The organism is Acinetobacter sp. V116_7, from assembly GCF_056735735.1.
Genome location: NZ_JBWZIF010000014.1, coordinates 334160 through 355017, shown reverse-complemented (window position 1 = coordinate 355017; position 20858 = coordinate 334160). Strand labels below are relative to the sequence as shown.

Here is a 20858-nt window from a genome sequence, read left to right as displayed (position 1 = left end):
AATTAAAATTATTAATGATAGCTTGTTACACGCTCAACTTCATTTTTAGAACCAATAATTACAGGAACACGTTGGTGAAGTTCTGTCGGTTCAATATCTAAGATGCGAACACGACCTGTAGTTGATGCGCCACCAGCTTGTTCAATCAGCATACTCATTGGGTTTGCTTCATACATTAAACGTAAGCGACCTGCTTTTTTCGGATCTTTTAAGTCGTACGGATAAAGGAAAATACCGCCGCGGCATAAAATACGGTGAATATCACCCACCATACATGCTACCCAGCGCATATTGAAATCTTTTTCACGTACAGATGTTTTACCTGCAAGTAATTCATCAATATATTGTTTTACAGGTTCTTCCCAATGACGTTGGTTAGATGCGTTAATTGCAAACTCTTGAGTATCTGCTGAAACTTGAACATTGTCAGTAGTAAGCAAGAATGTTTGAGTTTCTGGGTCTAAAGTAAAGAATACTACGCCATTTCCTACAGTTAAGGCCATCATGGTTGATGGGCCATAAAGTACGTAACCAGCAGCAACTTGCTGTGTACCTGCTTGCATGAAATCTTCTGCTTGGGTTACCGCATTTTTTGCAGGCAGAATAGAGAAAATTGTGCCTACACACATATTGATGTCGATGTTACTTGAGCCGTCTAATGGATCAAATAAAACCAGATATTTACCATTTTCTTGTGCAGGTGTGAACTCATCAAGCTCTTCAGAAGCGAGGCCACCCACTTGTGGATGAACTTTTAAAGCATCAATTAAATAGTCATTAGAAATCACATCAAGTTTTTTCTGTGTTTCACCTTGAACATTTTCATTACCAGCACTACCCAAAATACCAGCGAGTGCACCTTTTTGTAAGGCTTGATCGATCGTTTTACAGGTGGTGGCGATAGTGTCGATGACTTGAGCCAACTCAGGTGTTAGATTCCCTTTTTGTTGTTGTAAAAATTGGGACAATGTGAGGTTGGACATAAAAAAAGCTCCTGTGCTTCAAGCATCAAAATGAGTCAGATAAATACGTGGCATATTCTAGATGAGAATGTCACAAAATAAAAATTATCTTACTTTATTTGTGTTGGATTTATGCTTACAACCCCCATTTTAAATGGTATGTTGATTATATGACAACGGACTGTATATTTTTAGGAGAATCGAAATGACAACAAAGAAGTTTGATGCGACCCCAACAGCAGGTGAACCAATCAATCTAGATGAAATTTCGAAAGAAAATGTTCAGGAAGCTTGGAAAGACTACGAGGCTAAGCCTGAATATAAAGATTTTAATAAGCATGATTTGATTGAATCTATGCAACATTCTGAAGAAGAAAAGAAATCTTCTTAAGTTTTGTTGTTATAAAAAAACGCTCATAAAATATGAGCGTTTTTTTGCATATGCCTTATTTTAATAAAGGAGGCACTGCTTCGTAATTAATTTCAACGCGGCGATTTTCTTTCCACGCAGATTCGTCATGTCCTGCATTCACAGGAGCTTCTTTACCATAACTTACAGCTTCAAGTTGCTGTGGGTTCACACCATTGGTAATTAAGTAGCTTTGTACAGCTTTAGCACGACGTTCACCTAAAGCCATATTGTACTCACGCGTACCACGTTCATCTGTATGACCAGTTAATGCAACTTTTGAATTTGCATTTGCCATAAGGAATTGAGCGTGAGCTTGAAGCGTTTGATAGTCTTCAGTAGATAAATCACTGCTGTCATAATCAAAATGAACAACGCGTTTAGCCAAAGCAGCTTTATTTGCTTCAGTTACACCTTTCGATGAAGCACCAGCCAAATTTTGAGCATTTAATGCCGCATCTTCACTTAAACCAGAAGTGTTAACTGTACTTGGATTCGTGCCAGTTGCAGTAGTTGCTGCTGGTTTGCGGCTAGCACAACCCGTCATTACAAGTGCTACGCTAAGAAAGGGTAAAGCTAAATATTTGATTGATTTCATGATCTTCTCCATCAATGGAATTAAAAGTTATTTTGGTGCCCAAGCTGGTTCACGTACTTCACCTTGTTCACTTGGTAAATTCATACGGAAACGTCCATCAGTAGACATGATAGATAACAAGCCACGGTTACCTTCACGAGTCGCGTAGACCACCATTTGCCCATTCGGTGAGAAACTTGGTGATTCGTCTAAACTGGTTGGAGTAAGAATATTGGTGATGCCAGTATTAATGTCCTGAATTGCAACTTTATAACTGCTGCCACTTGGGCGATGAACAAGAGCAATCTTTTTGCCATCTGCACTCAAAGTTCCGCGTGCATTAAATGAACCTTTAAACGTTAGACGTTTTACAGAACCATCAGCAAAGGTATAACGATAGATTTGGGCTGAACCACCACGGTCAGAAGTGAAAATAAACGATTTTCCATCTGGTGTATAACGTGCTTCTGTATCAATTGCCGAGTCGTTTGTCATACGTTTAACTTGGCGAGTTGATAAATCCATTTGATAGATTTCTGGATTGCCATTCATAGATGCTGTAAATAGCATTGATTGACCATCAGGTGAAAAACTCGGTGCGCCATTTAGGCCTTTAAAGCTAGTGAGTACTTCACGTGTTCCAGTAGATAAATCTTGTAGATAAATTGCTGGACGTTTGGTTTCAAAAGAAACGTAAGCAATTTTCTTGGCATCGGGTGTCCATGCCGGAGAAAGAATTGGGTCACGAGATGACAAAACAGTTTTTGGCTGTTCACCATCGGTATCTGCAATTTGTAGAGTATAACGCTCTGCAGGGGTGGCAGGGTTTCTGAGTACATATGCAATACGGCCGCTAAAATCACCTGGAATACCAGTAAGTGCCTGATAAATAGCATCACTCACCATATGGCCAGCTTGACGTATGCGTGAAGCGGGTACATTTAAAAGTTCATTTAAAATGTATTGTTGCTTTTGTACATCATAAAGTTGGTAATGAACTTCAAAACCTGTAGCTGTTTGTTTAATTTGTCCAGTAACTACATATGGAATTCCGGCAGCTTGCCAGTCAGAAGCTTGGATCTGATTAATTGCAGCATTGGCAGGCAAATTTTTAGATGAGCTTGTAAAGCGTCCAGAACGGTTTAAGTCAGTTTCAACAATAGGAGAAAGCCCATTGTCATTGTTAAACGGGACAATAGCAATTTTTGGTGCCTGATCTGGTGCTTTGGCAATTTCCAGATATAACTGGGCAAAAGCAGTTGTAGAAGCAATAGGGCTTAAGGCGGTGATCAATGCTAAAGATAGCAGGTGTTTGCGGCTCGTATTCATAAGTTTAAAGTCATAGCAGGTATTTTTGTGACTGTTGATTTTGTAGCATAGTTACATGCCTTAAACTATTTAAAGCATGTAACTCTTTCAAAATTATTGCGCTCTAAATGTAGAGTTAACACTTCTTGCTTCGCGTCTTGCATCAGGGTCTGATGGCATAGGATATGGTGCAGATGCTTGAATTGCGGCCTTAATACTTGCATCTAAAGCATCATCGCCACTTGAACGTGTGATCACAATAGAATTAACGCTACCTGAGTCTGAAAGGGTAAAACGGACACCAACTGTTTTACCGCTACTGCCAGTCGGAACATCCCAAGAGCGTCGAATTTTTTGCTCAAAATCACGTCTAGCTGAAGAAGCAATTTTTTTGGCTTCAGCTTTCTTCTGAGCTGCTTCTTCTTGCGCTTTTTGAGCAGATGCAGCTTTTGCTTCGGCCTCAGCTTCAGCTTTACGTTTAGCATCATCAGCAGCTTTTTGCTGCTTAGCTTTTGCATCAGCTTCAGCTTTGCGTTTAGCGTCGTCAGCTTTTTGCTGTTTAGCTTTTGCGTCTGCTTCAGCTTTGCGTTTAGCATCGTCATTGGCTTTTTGCTGTTTAGCTTTTGCGTCTGCTTCAGCTTTACGTTTAGCATCGTCATTGGCTTTTTGCTGCTTAGCTTTAGCATCTGCTTCAGCTTTACGTTTAGCATCATCATTAGCTTTTTGCTGTTTAGCTTTAGCGTCTGCTTCAGCTTTACGTTTAGCATCGTCATTGGCTTTTTGCTGCTTAGCTTTAGCATCTGCTTCAGCTTTGCGTTTAGCGTCGTCATTAGCTTTTTGCTGTTTAGCTTTAGCATCTGCTTCAGCTTTTTGCTTAGCTTCTTGCTGTGCTCGAAGTTTAGCGTTTTCGGCTTTTTGAGCCTCACGTTTTAGCTTTGCATCGGTCTCTGCTTTTTGTTTAGCTTCTTCAGCAACTTTTTGTCTTGCCTTGGCATCTGCTTCAGCTTTTGCACTTTGTTCAGCCTTACGTTTTTGTTCGGCTTCGGATTTTATTTTAGCCTCAGCTTGGCGTTTAGCTTCAGCTTGCTGCTTTTGTATTTCCTCTATACGTTGCTGTTCTGCTGCTTGTTTAGCTTTTGCAGCTTCTTCAGCTTTACGCTTTTGTTCAGCTAATTTTGCTTGCTGTGCCTGTTCGACCTTTTGCTTTTGAGCAGCAAGTTGTTGAGCGGTCGGAGGAGGGGGCGTAGCCGGAAGATTTTCAGGAAGCGTTTCATCCACAATAGGGGTTAACACCTCTTTTGCTTCATTTGTAGCTGTAGTCTCTTGTTCAACTTCTTTGGCTAACGGAGGAGGTAAATCTTCTGGCTTAACTAAAATAGTTGTTAGCTTTTTTGGCTGTTCAGGTGGTTTACTCAAGCCTAAAAAAAGCAAGCCAACAATGGCAATTGCATGAACTCCTAGTGTGAAGCTCAATGCAATCGCATTTTGTTTAAAGTGTGGCTTTTGATTTTTATTCATAGCTTATTTTAAAGGCTCTGTCAGAAGGCCAACTTGAGTTAAACCTGCTTCTTGTAAACTTGCCATCAATGATACGACTTCTCCATAAGGACGAGACTTATCACCATTGACTAAAACTGTGAGTTGTTTATTTTCTTGTTCAGCTTGCTTTTGAGCACCGCTTAAAACTTCTTCAAGTTTTTCACGAGACAATGGTTCACTATCTTTGTAATCTTCATACTGAAGATAAATATTGCCATCTTTACCAATAGTGACCATGGCTGGCATATCTTTTGATTCGATTGGATGGTTATTTGCTTGAGGTAAATCGACTTTAATACCACTAGTAATCATGGGAGCAGTCACCATGAAAATAACCAAAAGTACGAGCATAACGTCAATATAGGGTACGACGTTCATATCACTTTTTAGTGGTTTTTTTATGCGCTCAAAGCGCCCTGAACGCTGAATTGCCATTATGCATCTTCCTGTGATGAACCCACAGACTGACGTTGCAATAAGGCAATCATCTCTTCAGCAAATAAAGCACGATCAGAGTAAACACTTTCACTTTTAGAAGTGAAGTGGTTAAAAGCCAATACAGCAGGAATTGCAGCAAATAAACCAATTGCGGTTGCAATAAGTGCTTCGGCAATACCAGGTGCAACAGTTGCCAAAGTGACTTGATCAACAGCAGCTAAACCGATAAATGCATTCATAATCCCCCAAACGGTACCGAATAGACCGATGTAAGGAGCTACAGAGCCAATACTTGCTAAAGTACCTAAGCCGTATTCTAGATGGCTCTGATCACGACTCAAACCTACACGTAAAATACGTTCAGTCCCTTCAATTGTTTGTGAAACAGGGGCCTGACGTTTTTTAAGTTTAAAAAATTCACTCAACCCTTGATAAAAAATATCTTCAAGACCTGAGCGTTTTGAGTTGAGCTGAGCATTGTTGTAAAGCGTATTGAGTTCAGCACCCGACCAGAACATTTTCTGGAAATGTTCATCTTCTTGATGTGCTTTTTTATAACTCATATGTAACTTGGCAATCAGATACCAACTAAAGATTGATGCTAACAATAAAATTAGCATGACCAACTGAACGACTGGACTTGCCTGTAAAATAAGGTCAGAAATATGCAGGGTTGATTCAATGTTTGTTGCCATAGTTACATATGCCGGTTGTTTTTTTAGTCTTGTTCCAATTCTTTACGAATAAGATCACGTATTTCTTCTGGAAGACGACGAGCTACAAGTTCTTTGCTTAAACATGCCAACTCAACCTCGCCAGAAGCAAGCAAGATTTCACCACGATAAATATTTTGTTGCAACACAAATGACGCAGCTTTACATGAAACTACACGTGCTGTAACAGTAATTAAATCATCCATTAAAATAGGACGCATGTATTTTACGTCAATTTTGTGTACGACAAAGTTGTAGTCTTTTTGATGCCAGTAATGATCAACGCCAGAAGCACGGAGCCATTCAGTACGGGTACGTTCCATATAGCGAATGTGGTTGGCATGGTAAACAATACCGCCTGCGTCCGTATCTTCAATATAAACACGAATGTTGAATTCAAAATGATTCGCCATGAGAGGATTCCGTTTTAGTTCACTATAGAGCTTTATATTTAAAATATGGCTTTGAATAAAACATTAGTTCCATTCAAAAGCCATACATCTGCTTTTAAATACGGGGCAGTTTAGCAGATTGCATACTAAGTCCTATGGCACAACCTTTCAATTGCGATTGCTGAATTTCTAATCTAAAAACGCTACATCTTATGGCTAGCAAGCTTTTTAAGTTAAGAGGGCTTCCATGAAGTTTGGACTTGTTTTGATATATTCGGATAATCTAATACGAACCTTACATGTAGCTCGGTTCCAGTTTTTAGAGCTTTGTCATCTACAATAAAATAGGGATTATGATTCAGTGCAGCCTGAGTTAAGTCTTGATTTTCTGGTGTCGCCCCTAAAAAAACAAAAAATGAGAGCATTAACTTGCCATAATAGGCAAAATCTTCACTAGCGCTTGCATTGTGATCAAGCACATGTAGTTTTGAATCTCCTACAACTTTGGCTAATGTTGGCTGAATAAGTTGAGTAAGGTTTTTATCATTCATGGTTACTGGTGCATAAGGTGCAATTTCAACTTTAGCTGTTACATCATTGGCTTGAGCATTGCGCTCTATCATGACTGGTAAACTTTTTAAGATGTTATTTCTTATTTCTTCGTTATTAGAGCGAATAGTACCAATCATATTGACCTGTTCGGGAATCACATTTCCTGCTACACCACCTTGAATATTGCCAATACTGACTACGCCCATACTTTGGGTTAGATCTGTTCTTCGGCTAATAAGACTTTGTAAATTATTAATCATTTGTGCCGATGCATAAATCGGATCTCTCCCTAACCATGGCGTCGAACCATGAACCTGCTTGCCGTTGACCTGAATACGTAAGTGGTCTGCACTATTTAAAATGGCACCATCTTTATAATAAAGATGACCACTTTTCATACCTGCAATGACATGCATTCCAAAAATAGCTTCTGGTTTATAGTCTTTAAAAGCACCATCAGCAATCATTTTTCGTGAACCGATTTGATCACCCTGAGTGAAGTTATCTATATCTGCACCACCTTCTTCAGCAGGTTGGAAAACAAAAATAACTGTGCCCGATATTTTATCTTTATTCGCAGCTAAAATTTTTGCTGCGCCTAATAACATTGCAGTGTGTGCATCATGTCCACATGCATGCATTACATAGGTTTCCTTACCTTGATAAATTGCTTTTTGTTTACTGGCAAATGAAACACCACTCTTTTCTTCCATAGGTAAAGCATCCATATCCGCTCTAAGCGCAATAATAGGGCCGGGTTTATTACCTTTTAAGATGCCAATTACACCTGTTTTCGCATAGCCTGTTTTGACTTGAATGCCATAAGATTTTAATTCTTTTTGAACAAGGGCAGACGTTTTAAATTCCATATTGCCGAGTTCAGGGTGTTGGTGAATGTTTTGTCTTAACTGAATGACTTGATTTTCATTTTGTTGAGCAGCATCGTTTACCTAATCTGCTAGGCTCAGTTGACTCATTAAGGTGAGTGGCAAAAGTAAAGCGGCTTTCTTATACATATCCTTATCCTAAAAATATTATTGTTCATAAGATTTAATAACTAGATTTCTTATAATTCAGTTTTTAAAAATATTAAAAAATCAATAAGGTATAAAGAAAGACCTAAAAGGTATAGAGTGGCTAAGTTATTGATAAAAGAATTGTTATTTAATTTAAAGGAATGGACGAATTAAAAAAGGAAGAGAAAATTCTCTTCCTTTGATTAGTTTTTAGGCTCAGGTGGTGTCATTCCAAACTGTAAATAAGATTGGTTCGTTGCAATGCGACCTCGCGCAGTACGCATCACATAACCTTGTTGAATTAAATACGGTTCAATCACATCTTCAAGTGTGCCGCTATCTTCAGCCATTGCTGCTGCAAGCGCTTCGACTCCAGCAGGGCCACCATCAAAACGCTCTAGCAGCATGCTCAAATAACGGCGATCTAGGGTGTCTAAGCCAGCTTTATCAACATTGAGCATATCAAGCGCACGTTGTGCCATTTCATGAGTCACTTCACCTGTACCTTTCACTTGGGCATAGTCACGAACTCGACGTAATAAACGATTGGCAATACGTGGTGTACCACGTGCACGGCGTGCAACTTCTTCTGCACCCTCAACTGTAATGGGTACATTCATCAAGTTTGCAGAGCGTGACACAATATGAGTGAGGTCTTCTACAGAGTAAAACTCAAGACGTTGCACAATACCGAAACGGTCACGTAGAGGTGAGGTGAGCAAACCTGCACGTGTTGTAGCCGCGACAAGTGTAAAAGGGGGTAAATCGAGTTTAATTGAACGAGCAGCAGGCCCTTCACCAATCATAATATCTAATTGGTAGTCTTCCATCGCTGGATAAAGAATTTCTTCAATCACTGGAGAAAGACGGTGAATTTCATCAATGAACAAGACGTCGCCTTCTTCAAGGTTGGTCAGCATTGCAGCTAAGTCGCCCGCACGCTCCAAAACTGGCCCTGAAGTAGATTTAAGATTACCGCCCATTTCACGCGCAATAATGTTGGCAAGGGTGGTTTTACCTAAGCCCGGTGGACCAAAAATCAGCGTGTGGTCAAGTGCTTCACCACGACCGCGAGCTGCGCCAATGAAAATTTCCATTTGCTCGCGTACTACAGGCTGTCCGATGTAGTCGGCAAGAGAAGTTGGTCGAATAGCCCGATCAAAATGATCTTCAGGCTTTTCCGCTCCACTGATTAGACGGTCTTGCATAAGTATTTTACTTCATCATTGATTTAAGAGCAGCACGAATAATATCGGCTGATTCTGTGTAATCGGCTTTAACCGCAGCAACAGCTTTTTGCGCTTCAAGTGGCTTATAACCTAAAGATTGCAAAGCGGCTTCTGCTTCTGCTACAGGCGAGTTTGCAGCAAACTGAATTTGAGGCAGGCTAGCTGAAGTAGAAGTACCTTGGGCTAATGTTTTGAAACGGTCACGAAGCTCAATCATTAAACGTTCAGCTGTTTTTTTACCAACACCTGGAACTTTTACTAACGTGTTAATGTCGTCATGTTCAATTGTGTGAACCAATAGCTCAACGCTTAGTGTCGATAGAATACCCAATGCCATTTTCGGACCAACACCATTTACTTTTAATAAGGTGCGGAAAATTGTTTTCTCTTGAGCATCACTAAAACCGTAGAGTTGTTGAGCATCTTCACGAACAACTAAATGTGTCCATAACGTAACTTTCTGGCCTTTTTGTAATTGGCAAAATGTTGAAAGTGGCGTATCAATTTCATAACCCACACCATTTACATTTAGTAAGACAGTAGGGGCTTCTAGGGCAAACACTTCGCCAATTAAACATCCGATCATTGAATCTTTCACTTATTTGTTAATGGTTGAATAGTAGATGCCATTTGTTCTAAACGCAAAATGGCTTTTAAAATTTCCTTTCGATTTCGTGTGGATTTTATCCATGCAGGTAGACGCGAAAAGTAACTGCTATTACCAGTCTGTTTCGTTCGTTCTCTTAGATTAGCTTCAACAAACATTTTTAATTCTTTTAAATGCGTAGGATTATAAACGTATATATCTCCATGCCTACTTGAAGTTTTCAAATAAAGTTCAAGTCCATAGTTTGTATAACCAAATTTTTGGTCTAAAACAAAAGCTACATTATATTTTTCAAATTTTGAAAAATTTTGGCATAGATGACATTTAGCTTGAATATACGGAGGATAAGCTCCTGAATTATTCAGCTTTTGATTTGCTTTGAGCCATGACCCACCACAACTGTGGCAACGCTGATAAGCTATGGCGTAAAAATGACCATTGTGACTACTCGGTGTTGAACTATCTTCAGCTTTAATTTGATAACAACAATTTAGACAAGTAAAAGAAAAAGTTCCGTGATAAGGTGCATTTACTGGTGACAAAGGACTGTCATATTTCAAGATACTCAGATGAGAACATTTAGGACATTTTACCCACTGATCTGAATACATAAAAAAAGATGGATAGAGCCCTCTATCTACATGTCGACTTAACATTAAAATAGACCTATTTTATTACCTTGTAGCTCTTGAGCCAAGCTATAAGCCTGATGATCTGAAAACTTACTGATAATATCGAGTACTTGCATAATATTGCTGTAATGATTATTGCTAAAGTTAGCACCATACAGATTAAGGATAGACATTAAACGTTGTTCTTTAAAGCTTAAAGATTTATGTGGTGTGGTCAGCGGTACAAATGCATCTAAAATTGTTTGCAAACTTTGATGCGCAATAATTTCTAAACCAGACTTTTGTGGATGCTCAAAAATCTTATCACGTGCTAGATTTTTGGCTGTTTCGATACCAATTGCAATATCGGGTGAACAATATTGCAAAAGGTTGCCTTTAAGCTGACCTGTAATGATTTCATAATGATGTTTAGCAAAGGCTGTAGTGACTTCATCTACAAGCCGTTTCATAACCCGACCACGTAATGCCGAAATCTTTTGTTGCCATGTACTATTTGGATGTGACAATTCTTCAGGCTGACCATAGTCGGCAATAAGGTTTAAGAAAATTGGCTCAACTTCTTGGTAACTCAGCATATTTAAGATAATGCCATCTTCTAAGTCAATTAAGGCATAGCAAATGTCATCCGCAGCTTCTAATAAATAGGTGAGCGGGTGACGGCAATAATGGTATTCACCTAATTGAATAAGTCCGAGTTGTTCTGCAATCTGTTTTAAAATTTCTTTTTCAGATTGATAACAACCAAACTTTGCTCGTTGATGAGAAGGGCGATCACCTTGTGACGCAATAGTTTTTGAAAGCCATGGATACTTTAAATAAGCCCCTAAAGTTGCATAGGTTAAGCGCATTCCTCCATCATTTGGATGATAGTCAATGCGGCTTAATAAACGTAATCCTTGAGCATTGCCTTCAAACTGACGTACATCGGCCTCTTCTTTGGGACTTAGCTTTTTTAAAAAATCATCATGTGAGGCATCATCGAACCACTCGCGGATTGCATATTCACCTGCATGTCCGAAAGGTGGGTTGCCAATGTCGTGGGCAAGACAAGCTGCTTGAATAATTGCGCCGACATCAGCAGGGGAAATCCAGACAGGTAATTCATTTTTTATTTTTTCTGCGGCAAGCATACCCATCGAGCGGCCAATACAGGAAACTTCAAGAGAGTGAGTTAAACGGGTATGAATGCCATCATGCTGTGCGAGTGGGTGAACTTGCGTCTTACGGTTTAACTGACGAAAACTTTGCGAAAATATAATACGGTCATAATCTTTATGGAATGGGCTACGAGCCAGTTCTGTACTGCTTTTTTTACTACCTAAACGAACTGCAGAAAGCAGCTCTAACCAACGCATTTGTTCCATTTATCATTATTCAAAACTGTAAAACCTGATCATGCCAAAAAAAAGTTAAAAGCACTAGCTTGGTGCGACATAGTTTGTCTTAGTTCAGGTTTTATTATGTTATTGAATAAACATGAAACAATTTATTTTTAGCTAGAATGCCTAAAAAAATGATTTTGAACAAAAAACTACTCACTTCTTGCAGAATTAGGTTACAGAATACTGATTCTACATCTAGCTGATTTTAGCAAGAAGCAGTAGAATATGCGCTCTCTCTAAAGTCACATTGCGGTAAGGTTCACAAGACCTGCCCGTGGAGCCAAAATCAACATGTTTATCGTGGCCGGTGCAGCAGCACATTCTTCTTTTAAGAAAGCTCAACTATTAACACGTTTATCGTCAATTAGTTCTGTTCAATCTTTTGACAGCCAATGGGTCTATTTGTTTGATCAAGCGCTCAACGAGCAGCAACATCAATCTGCTTTGCAATTATTGAATGACGGTGAGTCTTTTGAACTTCGTCAATCTGCAAGTGATGAGATTCAGATTTTAGTTACACCACGTGTGGGTACTATTTCACCTTGGTCTTCTAAGGCAACTGATATTTTCAAAAACTGTAATACACCAGTACACCGTTTAGAACGTGGTCTTTTATTCACGTTAAAAGGCGTTACTGAAATTACGAATGAAGTTAAACAAGTACTTCATGACCGTATGACAGAAACAGTTTTTGCTCAAATTGATGATGCAAAAGCATTATTTTCAGAAACTGCTCCAAAACCATTAAATTCAATTGATATCTTGGGTCAAGGCAAAGAAGCTTTGGTTAAAGCTAACAATGAGTTTGGTTTTGCGTTATCTGAACAAGAAATTGATTACTTAACTGAAGCATTCGGTAAGCTTGGCCGTAATCCAAATGACATCGAGTTAATGATGTTTGCACAAGCAAACTCTGAGCACTGTCGTCATAAAATCTTTGGATCTGAATGGACAATTGATGGTGAAAAACAACCATTATCATTGTTCCAGATGATTAAAAACACTTATAAAGAATCTCCAACTGATGTGTTATCTGCATATAAAGATAATGCTTCAGTGATTGTGGGTTATGACACGATGCGTTTTTATCCGAAAGCGGATGAAAATGGTCACTTTGTTTATAAATATAAGAGCCAAGCTGCTCATATTTTAATGAAGGTTGAAACTCATAACCACCCAACAGCAATTTCTCCATTTGCTGGTGCTGCAACTGGTTCAGGCGGTGAAATCCGTGATGAAGGTGCAACAGGTCGTGGTGGTAAGCCAAAAGCTGGTTTAACAGGTTTCACAGTTTCAAACTTAAACATTCCTGGTTTTGAACAACCTTGGGAAGAAAACTACGGTAAACCTTCACGTATGGCTTCGCCATTACAAATCATGATTGAAGGTCCATTAGGCGGCGCGGCATTTAACAATGAATTCGGTCGTCCTGCGTTAAATGGTTATTTCCGTACTTTCGAACAGAATGTAAATGGTGAAGTGAAAGGCTTCCACAAGCCAATCATGATTGCTGGTGGTTACGGTAATATCCGTCCTGACCATGTAGAAAAAGATGCGATTCAACCAGGTGATTTACTCATTGTATTGGGTGGACCTGCAATGTTAATCGGTCTTGGTGGTGGTGCAGCATCTTCTGTAGATAGCGGTACAATGGGTGAAAGCCTTGATTTCGCTTCAGTACAACGTGAAAACCCAGAAATGGAACGCCGTTGTCAAGAAGTCATCGATACTTGCTGGCGCTTAGAAGACTTCAACCCAATCGTTTCTGTACATGACGTTGGCGCGGGCGGTCTATCAAATGCTATGCCTGAACTTGTAAACGATCATGAGTTAGGTGCAGTTCTTAACCTTCGTAAGATTCCTTCATTAGAACCGGGCATGAGCCCAATGGAAATCTGGTCAAATGAAGCACAAGAGCGTTATGTTCTTGCTATTCGTCCAGAATCTTTAGAGCAGTTCGAAGCAATCTGTGCACGTGAACGTTGTCCGTTTGCTGTGTTGGGTGAAGCAACTGAAGCACGTCATTTAACAGTTGAAGATCCATTGTTCCAAAATGATGCTGTTGATATGCCAATGCAGGTAATGCTTGGTGGTACGCCACGCATGCAACGTTCTTATGAAACTATTAAACGTAGTGGCGATGATTTTGACGCTTCAAAAGTTGATTTGAAAGATGCGATTTTCCGCGTATTGAAAAACCCTACAGTTGCGTCTAAGTCATTCTTGATCACCATTGGTGACCGTTCAATTACAGGTATGGTTGCTCGTGATCAAATGATTGGTCGTTGGCAGGTTCCTGTTGCGGATGCAGCAGTAACGACAACAAGTTTGCAAGGTTTCACTGGTGAAGCAATGGCAATGGGCGAACGTCCACCAGTTGCATTGTTAAATCCAGCAGCATCTGCTCGTTTGGCAGTTGCTGAAGCAATCACCAATATTGCATGTGCAAACATTGAACAAATTAGCGATATCAAACTTTCTGCAAACTGGATGGCTGCTGCTGGTCAAAAAGGTGAAGATCAAGCACTGTTTGAAGGCGTGAAAGCAATTGGTATGGAAATGTGTCCTGCTTTAGGAATTGCGATTCCAGTAGGTAAAGACTCACTTTCAATGCGTACGACTTGGAATGACAACGGTGAAGATAAAGCCGTAACTTCTCCAATGACGGGTGTAATTACTGCATTCGCTCCAGTAACTGATGTTCGTAAGACCTTAACACCTGAACTTAAAAATTTAGAAGATTCAGTACTTGTACGTATTGATTTATCTAAAGGTCAGTTCCGTTTAGGTGGTTCGATTCTTGCTCAAGTATATAAAGCAATCGGTTCAATCACTCCAGATGTTGATAGTTTTGATGATTTCAAAGCGTTCTTCGCTTTAATCCAAGACTGGAACAATCGTGGTTTGATTCAAGCTTACCATGACATCGGTGATGGTGGTTTATTAGCTTCTGTAGCTGAAATGATGTTTGCTGCACGTTTAGGTGTTGCGTTAGAAAACCAGACTACTGCGGGCTTATTTGCAGAAGAAATTGGTGCAGTACTTCAAATCAAAGCAACTGATTGGGAAGCTTTACAAGCAGAAATCGCAGCTTCTAGCTTAAAAGATGCAATTGCTGTAGTTGGTCGTGTAAATAATTCAGATCAATTATCTGTAAATGGTTTAACTTTAGATCGTGCTGAATTACAACAAGCTTGGTCTGAGGTATCTCATCAGATCCAACGTTTACGTGATAACGTAGAAACTGCTGATCAGGAATTTTCATTAATTACTGACAATACGCATCAAGGTTTGATTGCTAAACCAACATTCGACTTGAATGAACCTATTGAAGCGCCGTTCATTAATACACGTCGTCCTAATATGGCAATCTTGCGTGAGCAAGGTGTAAATGGTCATATTGAAATGGCAGCAGCTTTTGACAAAGTTGGCTTTAATACGATTGATGTACACATGAGCGATTTACTTGCTGGTCGTGTAAGCCTAAGTGATTTCGAAGGTTTAGTGACTTGTGGTGGTTTCTCTTACGGCGATGTAATGGGCGCAGGTGGTGGTTGGGCAAAATCAGTATTGTTCAATGCTAAATTACGTGATCAGTTTGAACAGTTCTTCCATCGTGAAGAAACATTCAGCTTAGGTATCTGTAATGGTTGCCAAATGTTGTCACAATTAGCACCGCTTATTCCGGGTGCTGAGCACTGGCCACGTTTCCATCGCAATATGTCAGAAGTTTTTGAAGCTCGTAGCGTAAACGTTCGTGTTGAAAAATCTGTTTCTGTATTGCTTGATGGTATGGAAGGTTCAATCTTACCGATTGCTGTTGCACATGGTGAAGGTCGTGCTGTTGCAAGTGAAGCTAACATTGCAAGCTTGAACGCAGCTAACCAAATTGCATTGCGTTATGTTGATAGCCACGGTAACCCGACTCAACATTATCCATTGAACCCGAATGGCTCACCTGAAGCGATTACTGGTGTTACTTCTAAAGATGGTCGTGCAACGATTATGATGCCGCATCCAGAGCGTACTTTCCGTGCAATTCAACACTCTTGGAGTCCAGAAGAGTGGACTGAAGATGGTGCATGGTTACGTATGTTCCGTAATGCACGTAAGTTTATTGGTTAATAGAAAAATTGAAATAAGCCACCGTAAGGTGGCTTATTTGTATGTAGTACAATGTAAATAGAATAAATAGTAGAGAAGAAAAATGAAATCAAAAATCCATTTCCGTGAATTTGCATTGCTCATGGCATTGCTCATGTCGATTGTTTCTTTTTCGATAGATGCAGTTTTGCCTGCTTTAGGCGAGATTGGACGTATTTTTGAATTAAAAAATAATAACCAGTCACAGTGGGTCATCATTGGTATTTTTTCTGGCATGACCATAGGGCAGCTCATAGCGGGGCCTTTATCCGATGCGATTGGGCGTAAACGCATTTTATTCACAGGAATTATTATTTATTTTCTGGGAAGTTTATTGTGCTTTACAACACAAAGTTTTGAGTGGTTTTTAGTTGGACGCTTTATTCAAGGTATTGGTGTTTCAGGGCCTTATGTTGCTACTATTTCAATTGTTAGAGATAAATACAGCGGAGCTCAAATGGCTCGCATCATGTCTTTAATCATGATGGTATTTATGGTGGCTCCAGCAGTTGCACCGAGTTTAGGGCAGCTCATTATTCATTTCTTTGGTTGGCGTGAGATCTTTGTTTTATATATGGTTTATGCCACAGTGATTGGAGCATGGGTTGCTTTACGATTAGAAGAAACATTACTTCCTGAAAATCGTTTACCTATGCGGTTGCAAGCATTTCAAGAGGGCTTTAAAGAAGTTGTAAGTAATAAAACCACTATGAGCTATTTGCTATGTGCAGGCTTTTGCTTTGGTGGATTCATTGGTTATTTGGGAACTTCTCAACAAATCTTTATGCAGCAGTTTAGTAAAACAGGACAAGAGTTTAGTGCTTATTTTGCCGTGCTTGCTGGTGTGATGGGAATCGCCTCATTTACAAACTCTAAAATTGTTATGAAGTTTGGTATGCGTCCAATCTGTATTTATGGCTTTTTAGGTTTGTGCTTAATTTCTTTAATTTTCTTGGGAATTCAGCTTTTAGGCGTGGCTGTATCATTCTGGATGTTTATGCTTTATGCCTGTATTTTATTTTTATTATTTGGAACTCTATTTGGTAATTTAAACGCGATTGCGATGGAACCAATGGGGCATGTCGCTGGAATGGCATCGGCTATTATTGGTGCAGCTTCCTCTGTCTTGTCACTTATTCTTGCCTCAATTATTGGGCAATTATATAACGGTACATTAATTCCAATGACTTGTGGTTTTGTCATTTTGTGTGGTTTGGCTTTCGCTATGACAATATATGAGAATAGATATTTAAAGAAATCGGATGCTTAAAATTATAGGGATGAAGATAAATCATTGAATTTTCAAATTTCTTCAAACTAATAGCTGCATATGGATTGTTGAAGCTCTTGAAGCATTTTAAAAAAACGTATAAAAGTATAGGCAGCTTACTATTTAACCACTTATGCTTTATTTGAGCTTGGTTCAATTTTTGCTTTCTCTGTAACAACGATAAAAAATCGGAGATCAAAATGATGAAAAATGAAAATCACATAAAAACGTTTTATAAAAAAGATATGGGCTGGCGTTTATTTGGCTTAGCGCTTGCGATTCAAATCCTCTTTATTGGAGCAAATTATTTAGTAATGATGAGCTGACTTTGATTCTGAGGCTTTTTTAACGGTATGATTTAAAGCACGTTCGCTAGTTTTGAGTCATTTTGCCCATGTTAAAGCTGATTTATTACGTACCTGAGTCACATCTTGAGTCGACTAAACAAGCCATTTTCTCTGCTGGTGCAGGTGGTATCGGTAATTATGAACACTGTGCATGGCAAGTGAAAGGAATAGGGCAGTTTAAGCCAGTCAAAGACGCAGATCCTTACATCGGAGAGCTGGACGAACTTGAACAAGTTGATGAGTGGCGTGTAGAAACAATTGTAATTGAAGAAAGTGCCAAGGCTGTAGCGAAAGCATTAAAGGCAAGCCATCCTTATGAAGAGCCTGCCTTTGAGTTTATTCAAATCATCGAAATTGATTTTAATTAAACTGAGAGAAATCTGGTTTACGTTTTTGCATAAATGCTTGTACTGCTTCTAACATTTCAGGTGAGTGAACGCGTTGCATAAAGATTTCAGCTTCATGATCAATACATTCAATAATTTGCTCTAAATTATGCTTCATAAGCGCTTTTGTCTGCTTCAATGATGCAAGAGGTAAGGCTGCTAAATGCTGAGCTGTTGCCTGAGCAGATGCGTAAGAATCTTCAACTACTTCATTAACTAAGCTTGCTTGTACTGCAGTTTCAGCCTTGAATTTTTTCGCAGTAAGCAGAAGCTCAGCTGCTTTGTGATAACCCGCTTGTTGAATGAGTAATTGACTTGCACCACCTTCTGGAGAAAGGCCAAGACTTACAAATGGAATTTGGAATAGGGCAGTGTTGTCAGCAAAAACTAAATCTGCATGTAATAAAATCGTAACGCCAATTCCAATTGCCACACCTTTTACCGCAATAATAAGTGGTTTTGAGAATTTGGCAGCGGCTTTAAGTAGAACGAATGGCGGAACTTCTCCAGCTGGACCCATGTTTGGATTTTGTACAAAACCCATAAAATCTTTCATGTCATTGCCAGCGGTAAAATCTTGCTCGACACCACGTAGAATAACTACTCGAACATCTTTATTAAGGTCGGCTTCATTCAGTGCTTTGGCAATCCATAAATAAAGTTCGCCATAGAGTGCATTTTTTGCATCTGGGCGATTTATGGCTAAGGTGAGTACGCCACCTTCTAAATTTGCGTTTAAATGTTGATGAGGTTGTTGAATACAGCTAAGTGTCATCGTACTATCCTTGCTTTAAACCACGTTGTTAATTTTTAGGTTCTCATTATGGCGCATATTTTTTGTAATGAGCGTTACTGATGAGTTCATAAAAAGTGAAAATCTAATTATGTATAAATTTGACTATCTCGTTTTTATAGGGCGTTTTCAACCATTTCATTTGGCTCATATGCAGACCATTGAAATTGCCTTACAACAAAGCCATTATGTGGTTTTGGCGTTAGGCTCTGCTCAAATGGAACGTAATATTAAAAATCCGTTCTTAGCAATAGAGCGTGAGCAAATGATCTTGTCAAATTTTTCTCTAGAAGAACAAAAACGCATACGTTTTGTACATGTGGTAGATGTTTATAATGACGAAAAGTGGGTGAAACAAGTCAAATCTTTAGTGAATGGCGTAATTGAACCGAACTCAAAAGTTGGTTTGATCGGACATTTTAAAGACGAATCTTCCTATTATTTGAGACTGTTTCCTGAATGGATTATGGTTGAGCTTGATAGTTTAAAAGATTCAATTTCGGCAACGCCAATGCGTGAAGCTTATTATCGAGGTGAAATCCAAACGGAATTTTTTCCTGTAGGAACGATTAAATTTTTAGATGAGTTTAAAGAGACGGAAGTTTATGCTGAACTCCAGCGCAAATATCTTATAGATGATAAAACCAATCTAAATTAATTCAGCTTGTGGTTCGTGTACTTGATAAAGATCCTGCAACTACATTTGTAGTCATTGATGAAGTTGAAACTGATAACTGGGGTGTTGCAGGTGAAACTGTTTCTGCGATACGAAAAAGACAAAGTTTGAGTACTTAAAATGCAAAATAATCCGATTACTGAGATTCAGAAACAACTAGAACAATATTTTGATGGTTTGTATTTTTGTGATGTGCAACTTCTAAATAATGTTTTTCATCCTGATGCCATATATATCAATGTAGCCGAGCAACCCGTACTACGGCTTAGCATGGCTGAATATTTTCCAATTGTTGCGAGTCGGATTTCTCCAGCTTCAAAGCGACAAACACGACAGGATAAAATCAGTTCAATCAATTTGATTAATGAACGGTTGGCGCTAGTCCATGTTGAATGCGTTATCCACCCTAAATATTTTTATGATGCACTTACATTTGTGTTTGGAGATGGTAAATGGAAGATTATATCGAAAGTATTCCATTATCAAATTTTAGCGGACTGAATGATTAAGCATCTGCCCAAAAGATAATTCGGTTGGAAAAAGGATCGGTGATGCTGAGTTCAAGTGTTTCCCAATCTGTTTTTTCAACCTGAGGTTTAGAAAATTTATAATCTTTTTTGCTTAGTTCAGTTTGCAGTTCATAAATATCTTCCCAATAAATACGAATTGCACTATGTGGACTTACATCACCAAAATGCTCGGATAAATGAATAACGCAATCATCTTTGGAAATTTGTAAATATAAAGGAAAGTTATCTTCAAATTGATGTCGCCAATCAAGCTGAAAACCTAAAAACTCAAGATAAAATGATTGAGCTAAATCAACATCAAAAATTCTTAAAATTGGAGTGATTGAACCAGATTGCATCATTTTTCCTTTTAACGTGTACCAAATTGTTGAGTCCAATAACTCTTTTGCTTCACAGACTGATCAGAAGCACACGCGATTGCGTAAGTGGTGAATTTTGGATTCATTAGATTACTACAATGCAAGGGACTTGTTAGCCATCTAGACATAACTTGCCTTAAAGTTTTTTGGCCACTAGCGACATTTTCACCATTGGCTTTACCAAGGGTATTGTAAATTTTCAAACGTGATTTTAAGTCCAGACCTGTTGAGCCAACATGCCCGAGAAAGTTGTGTGCAGCCATATCTTCACTATGAGAAAGTGCACCTTTATATAAATTATTACTCCAGCTCAATGGTTTGGTTGCTGGGAAATACTGCTGACCACATTGGCGTGATTGCTGTCGGATCTGATTAATTGTGCTCAATACAGCTTGTTGATAGGCTGGGTTTTGTAAATCTTGGCAGCTTATTTCATTGAAATTGTTTTGAATTTGAGCAATTGATGTGGTGCTATCAGTGGGCATTACTAATGTATTTGCACTACATGCACCGATAAAAAGAGTAGCAGGCAGCAAAGAGCAAGTTTTGAGTAGACTCATATCATTGCCTTAAAATAATTATTCTAATATTTTATGAT

Annotated in this window: 21 protein-coding genes and 2 pseudogenes; 8 read left to right on the top strand and 15 right to left on the bottom strand. The window is 39.0% G+C overall.

Going from position 1 to position 20858, the window contains the following annotated elements:
* Nucleotides 1-11: 11 nt before the first annotated feature.
* Nucleotides 12-983 (bottom strand): class 1 fructose-bisphosphatase, encoded by a 972-nt coding sequence (locus AC1PJP_RS06275; protein WP_004790649.1) that lies wholly within the window; start codon nucleotides 981-983, stop codon nucleotides 12-14.
* Between the two features lie 184 nt (nucleotides 984-1167).
* On the opposite strand from AC1PJP_RS06275, the gene AC1PJP_RS06270 reads away from it, so the two are divergent.
* Complete coding sequence (locus AC1PJP_RS06270) at nucleotides 1168-1353, top strand: NF038105 family protein (protein ID WP_004790651.1); 186 nt, start codon at nucleotides 1168-1170, stop codon at nucleotides 1351-1353.
* Between the two features lie 55 nt (nucleotides 1354-1408).
* Here the strand turns inward: AC1PJP_RS06270 and pal are convergent, their stop codons facing one another.
* The 11 genes and pseudogenes from pal to AC1PJP_RS06215 all read right to left on the bottom strand — a co-directional run bounded on the left by pal (nucleotide 1409) and on the right by AC1PJP_RS06215 (nucleotide 11738).
* Nucleotides 1409-1969, bottom strand: a complete 561-nt coding sequence (gene pal / locus AC1PJP_RS06265; protein ID WP_004643699.1) for a peptidoglycan-associated lipoprotein Pal — start codon at nucleotides 1967-1969, stop codon at nucleotides 1409-1411.
* Nucleotides 1970-1996: 27 nt separating this feature from the next.
* Nucleotides 1997-3277, bottom strand: coding sequence for a Tol-Pal system beta propeller repeat protein TolB (gene tolB / locus AC1PJP_RS06260; RefSeq protein ID WP_016137340.1), 1281 nt, complete (start codon nucleotides 3275-3277; stop codon nucleotides 1997-1999).
* 93 nt (nucleotides 3278-3370) lie between these two features.
* Nucleotides 3371-4774, bottom strand: a complete 1404-nt coding sequence (tolA, locus tag AC1PJP_RS06255; RefSeq protein ID WP_479766679.1) for a cell envelope integrity protein TolA — start codon at nucleotides 4772-4774, stop codon at nucleotides 3371-3373.
* A 3-nt stretch (nucleotides 4775-4777) separates the two neighbouring features.
* Nucleotides 4778-5230, bottom strand: a complete 453-nt coding sequence (gene tolR / locus AC1PJP_RS06250) for a protein TolR (protein WP_004790658.1) — start codon at nucleotides 5228-5230, stop codon at nucleotides 4778-4780.
* Nucleotides 5230-5928 (bottom strand): protein TolQ, encoded by a 699-nt coding sequence (gene tolQ / locus AC1PJP_RS06245; RefSeq protein ID WP_004790660.1) that lies wholly within the window; start codon nucleotides 5926-5928, stop codon nucleotides 5230-5232. The genes tolR and tolQ overlap by 1 nt, the downstream gene beginning before the upstream one ends.
* Nucleotides 5929-5951: 23 nt before the next feature.
* Complete coding sequence (gene ybgC / locus AC1PJP_RS06240) at nucleotides 5952-6359, bottom strand: tol-pal system-associated acyl-CoA thioesterase (protein ID WP_004699892.1); 408 nt, start codon at nucleotides 6357-6359, stop codon at nucleotides 5952-5954.
* A gap of 212 nt (nucleotides 6360-6571) precedes the next feature.
* A pseudogene (locus AC1PJP_RS06235) lies at nucleotides 6572-7906 on the bottom strand (M20 family metallopeptidase).
* 203 nt (nucleotides 7907-8109) lie between these two features.
* A complete protein-coding gene (gene ruvB / locus AC1PJP_RS06230; protein WP_004790665.1) occupies nucleotides 8110-9114 on the bottom strand; it encodes a Holliday junction branch migration DNA helicase RuvB in 1005 nt (334 codons plus the stop codon).
* Nucleotides 9115-9121: 7 nt separating this feature from the next.
* Nucleotides 9122-9721 carry a Holliday junction branch migration protein RuvA gene (gene ruvA, locus AC1PJP_RS06225; protein ID WP_005307546.1) on the bottom strand — a complete coding sequence of 200 codons (600 nt, stop codon included), beginning with the start codon at nucleotides 9719-9721 and terminating at the stop codon, nucleotides 9122-9124.
* A gap of 8 nt (nucleotides 9722-9729) precedes the next feature.
* Complete coding sequence (locus tag AC1PJP_RS06220; RefSeq protein ID WP_479766678.1) at nucleotides 9730-10398, bottom strand: hypothetical protein; 669 nt, start codon at nucleotides 10396-10398, stop codon at nucleotides 9730-9732.
* Nucleotides 10398-11738: a deoxyguanosinetriphosphate triphosphohydrolase gene (locus tag AC1PJP_RS06215; RefSeq protein ID WP_479766677.1), complete on the bottom strand. Its 1341-nt coding sequence runs from the start codon at nucleotides 11736-11738 to the stop codon at nucleotides 10398-10400. The genes AC1PJP_RS06220 and AC1PJP_RS06215 overlap by 1 nt, the downstream gene beginning before the upstream one ends.
* Before the next feature lie 309 nt (nucleotides 11739-12047).
* Here AC1PJP_RS06215 and purL point away from each other — a divergent pair, with 309 nt between their 5' ends.
* From purL to AC1PJP_RS06195, 4 genes are all read left to right on the top strand, one after another.
* Nucleotides 12048-15881: a phosphoribosylformylglycinamidine synthase gene (purL, locus tag AC1PJP_RS06210; protein WP_479766676.1), complete on the top strand. Its 3834-nt coding sequence runs from the start codon at nucleotides 12048-12050 to the stop codon at nucleotides 15879-15881.
* An 82-nt stretch (nucleotides 15882-15963) separates the two neighbouring features.
* On the top strand, nucleotides 15964-17169 hold the full coding sequence (locus tag AC1PJP_RS06205) for a multidrug effflux MFS transporter (protein WP_479766675.1): 1206 nt from the start codon (nucleotides 15964-15966) through the stop codon (nucleotides 17167-17169).
* Nucleotides 17170-17369: 200 nt separating this feature from the next.
* On the top strand, nucleotides 17370-17495 hold the full coding sequence (locus tag AC1PJP_RS06200; RefSeq protein WP_005307535.1) for a KGW motif small protein: 126 nt from the start codon (nucleotides 17370-17372) through the stop codon (nucleotides 17493-17495).
* Nucleotides 17496-17563: 68 nt separating this feature from the next.
* Complete coding sequence (locus AC1PJP_RS06195; RefSeq protein ID WP_479766674.1) at nucleotides 17564-17884, top strand: NGG1p interacting factor NIF3; 321 nt, start codon at nucleotides 17564-17566, stop codon at nucleotides 17882-17884.
* Here the strand turns inward: AC1PJP_RS06195 and AC1PJP_RS06190 are convergent.
* Nucleotides 17877-18677: an enoyl-CoA hydratase-related protein gene (locus AC1PJP_RS06190; RefSeq protein WP_479766673.1), complete on the bottom strand. Its 801-nt coding sequence runs from the start codon at nucleotides 18675-18677 to the stop codon at nucleotides 17877-17879. The two genes, AC1PJP_RS06195 and AC1PJP_RS06190, sit on opposite strands and share 8 nt — an antisense overlap.
* Before the next feature lie 109 nt (nucleotides 18678-18786).
* Between AC1PJP_RS06190 and AC1PJP_RS06185 the strand changes: the two genes are divergently transcribed.
* The 3 genes and pseudogenes from AC1PJP_RS06185 (at nucleotide 18787) to AC1PJP_RS06175 (ending at nucleotide 19872) form a co-directional block, all read left to right on the top strand.
* On the top strand, nucleotides 18787-19353 hold the full coding sequence (locus AC1PJP_RS06185; RefSeq protein WP_111854610.1) for a nicotinate-nicotinamide nucleotide adenylyltransferase: 567 nt from the start codon (nucleotides 18787-18789) through the stop codon (nucleotides 19351-19353).
* Nucleotides 19354-19358: 5 nt separating this feature from the next.
* Nucleotides 19359-19490 (top strand): annotated as a pseudogene (locus tag AC1PJP_RS06180) (tautomerase family protein); the annotation flags it as partial.
* 1 nt (nucleotide 19491) lies between these two features.
* The gene (locus AC1PJP_RS06175) at nucleotides 19492-19872 is read left to right on the top strand and encodes a nuclear transport factor 2 family protein (RefSeq protein WP_479766672.1); all 381 of its coding nucleotides are present in this window, start codon (nucleotides 19492-19494) and stop codon (nucleotides 19870-19872) included.
* Nucleotides 19873-19876: 4 nt separating this feature from the next.
* Here the strand turns inward: AC1PJP_RS06175 and AC1PJP_RS06170 are convergent, their stop codons facing one another.
* The gene (locus AC1PJP_RS06170; protein WP_479766671.1) at nucleotides 19877-20239 is read right to left on the bottom strand and encodes a glyoxalase superfamily protein; all 363 of its coding nucleotides are present in this window, start codon (nucleotides 20237-20239) and stop codon (nucleotides 19877-19879) included.
* Between the two features lie 11 nt (nucleotides 20240-20250).
* On the bottom strand, nucleotides 20251-20820 hold the full coding sequence (locus AC1PJP_RS06165; protein WP_479766670.1) for a CAP domain-containing protein: 570 nt from the start codon (nucleotides 20818-20820) through the stop codon (nucleotides 20251-20253).
* Nucleotides 20821-20858 lie beyond the last annotated feature (38 nt).

What these genes read in the sequence shown, in the direction of transcription:
- tolB (WP_016137340.1), bottom strand. Translation starts at nt 3,277, where the DNA reads ATGAATACGAGCCGCAAACACCTGCTATCTTTAGCATTGATCACCGCC.
- tolR (WP_004790658.1), bottom strand. Translation starts at nt 5,230, where the DNA reads ATGGCAATTCAGCGTTCAGGGCGCTTTGAGCGCATAAAAAAACCACTA.
- AC1PJP_RS06185 (WP_111854610.1), top strand. Translation starts at nt 18,787, where the DNA reads ATGTATAAATTTGACTATCTCGTTTTTATAGGGCGTTTTCAACCATTT.
- tolA (WP_479766679.1), bottom strand. Translation starts at nt 4,774, where the DNA reads ATGAATAAAAATCAAAAGCCACACTTTAAACAAAATGCGATTGCATTG.
- AC1PJP_RS06215 (WP_479766677.1), bottom strand. Translation starts at nt 11,738, where the DNA reads ATGGAACAAATGCGTTGGTTAGAGCTGCTTTCTGCAGTTCGTTTAGGT.
- AC1PJP_RS06190 (WP_479766673.1), bottom strand. Translation starts at nt 18,677, where the DNA reads ATGACACTTAGCTGTATTCAACAACCTCATCAACATTTAAACGCAAAT.
- AC1PJP_RS06195 (WP_479766674.1), top strand. Translation starts at nt 17,564, where the DNA reads ATGTTAAAGCTGATTTATTACGTACCTGAGTCACATCTTGAGTCGACT.
- AC1PJP_RS06175 (WP_479766672.1), top strand. Translation starts at nt 19,492, where the DNA reads ATGCAAAATAATCCGATTACTGAGATTCAGAAACAACTAGAACAATAT.
- AC1PJP_RS06170 (WP_479766671.1), bottom strand. Translation starts at nt 20,239, where the DNA reads ATGCAATCTGGTTCAATCACTCCAATTTTAAGAATTTTTGATGTTGAT.
- pal (WP_004643699.1), bottom strand. Translation starts at nt 1,969, where the DNA reads ATGAAATCAATCAAATATTTAGCTTTACCCTTTCTTAGCGTAGCACTT.
- tolQ (WP_004790660.1), bottom strand. Translation starts at nt 5,928, where the DNA reads ATGGCAACAAACATTGAATCAACCCTGCATATTTCTGACCTTATTTTA.
- AC1PJP_RS06205 (WP_479766675.1), top strand. Translation starts at nt 15,964, where the DNA reads ATGAAATCAAAAATCCATTTCCGTGAATTTGCATTGCTCATGGCATTG.
- AC1PJP_RS06275 (WP_004790649.1), bottom strand. Translation starts at nt 983, where the DNA reads ATGTCCAACCTCACATTGTCCCAATTTTTACAACAACAAAAAGGGAAT.
- ruvB (WP_004790665.1), bottom strand. Translation starts at nt 9,114, where the DNA reads ATGCAAGACCGTCTAATCAGTGGAGCGGAAAAGCCTGAAGATCATTTT.
- AC1PJP_RS06200 (WP_005307535.1), top strand. Translation starts at nt 17,370, where the DNA reads ATGATGAAAAATGAAAATCACATAAAAACGTTTTATAAAAAAGATATG.
- purL (WP_479766676.1), top strand. Translation starts at nt 12,048, where the DNA reads ATGTTTATCGTGGCCGGTGCAGCAGCACATTCTTCTTTTAAGAAAGCT.
- AC1PJP_RS06270 (WP_004790651.1), top strand. Translation starts at nt 1,168, where the DNA reads ATGACAACAAAGAAGTTTGATGCGACCCCAACAGCAGGTGAACCAATC.
- AC1PJP_RS06165 (WP_479766670.1), bottom strand. Translation starts at nt 20,820, where the DNA reads ATGAGTCTACTCAAAACTTGCTCTTTGCTGCCTGCTACTCTTTTTATC.
- ruvA (WP_005307546.1), bottom strand. Translation starts at nt 9,721, where the DNA reads ATGATCGGATGTTTAATTGGCGAAGTGTTTGCCCTAGAAGCCCCTACT.
- ybgC (WP_004699892.1), bottom strand. Translation starts at nt 6,359, where the DNA reads ATGGCGAATCATTTTGAATTCAACATTCGTGTTTATATTGAAGATACG.
- AC1PJP_RS06220 (WP_479766678.1), bottom strand. Translation starts at nt 10,398, where the DNA reads ATGTTAAGTCGACATGTAGATAGAGGGCTCTATCCATCTTTTTTTATG.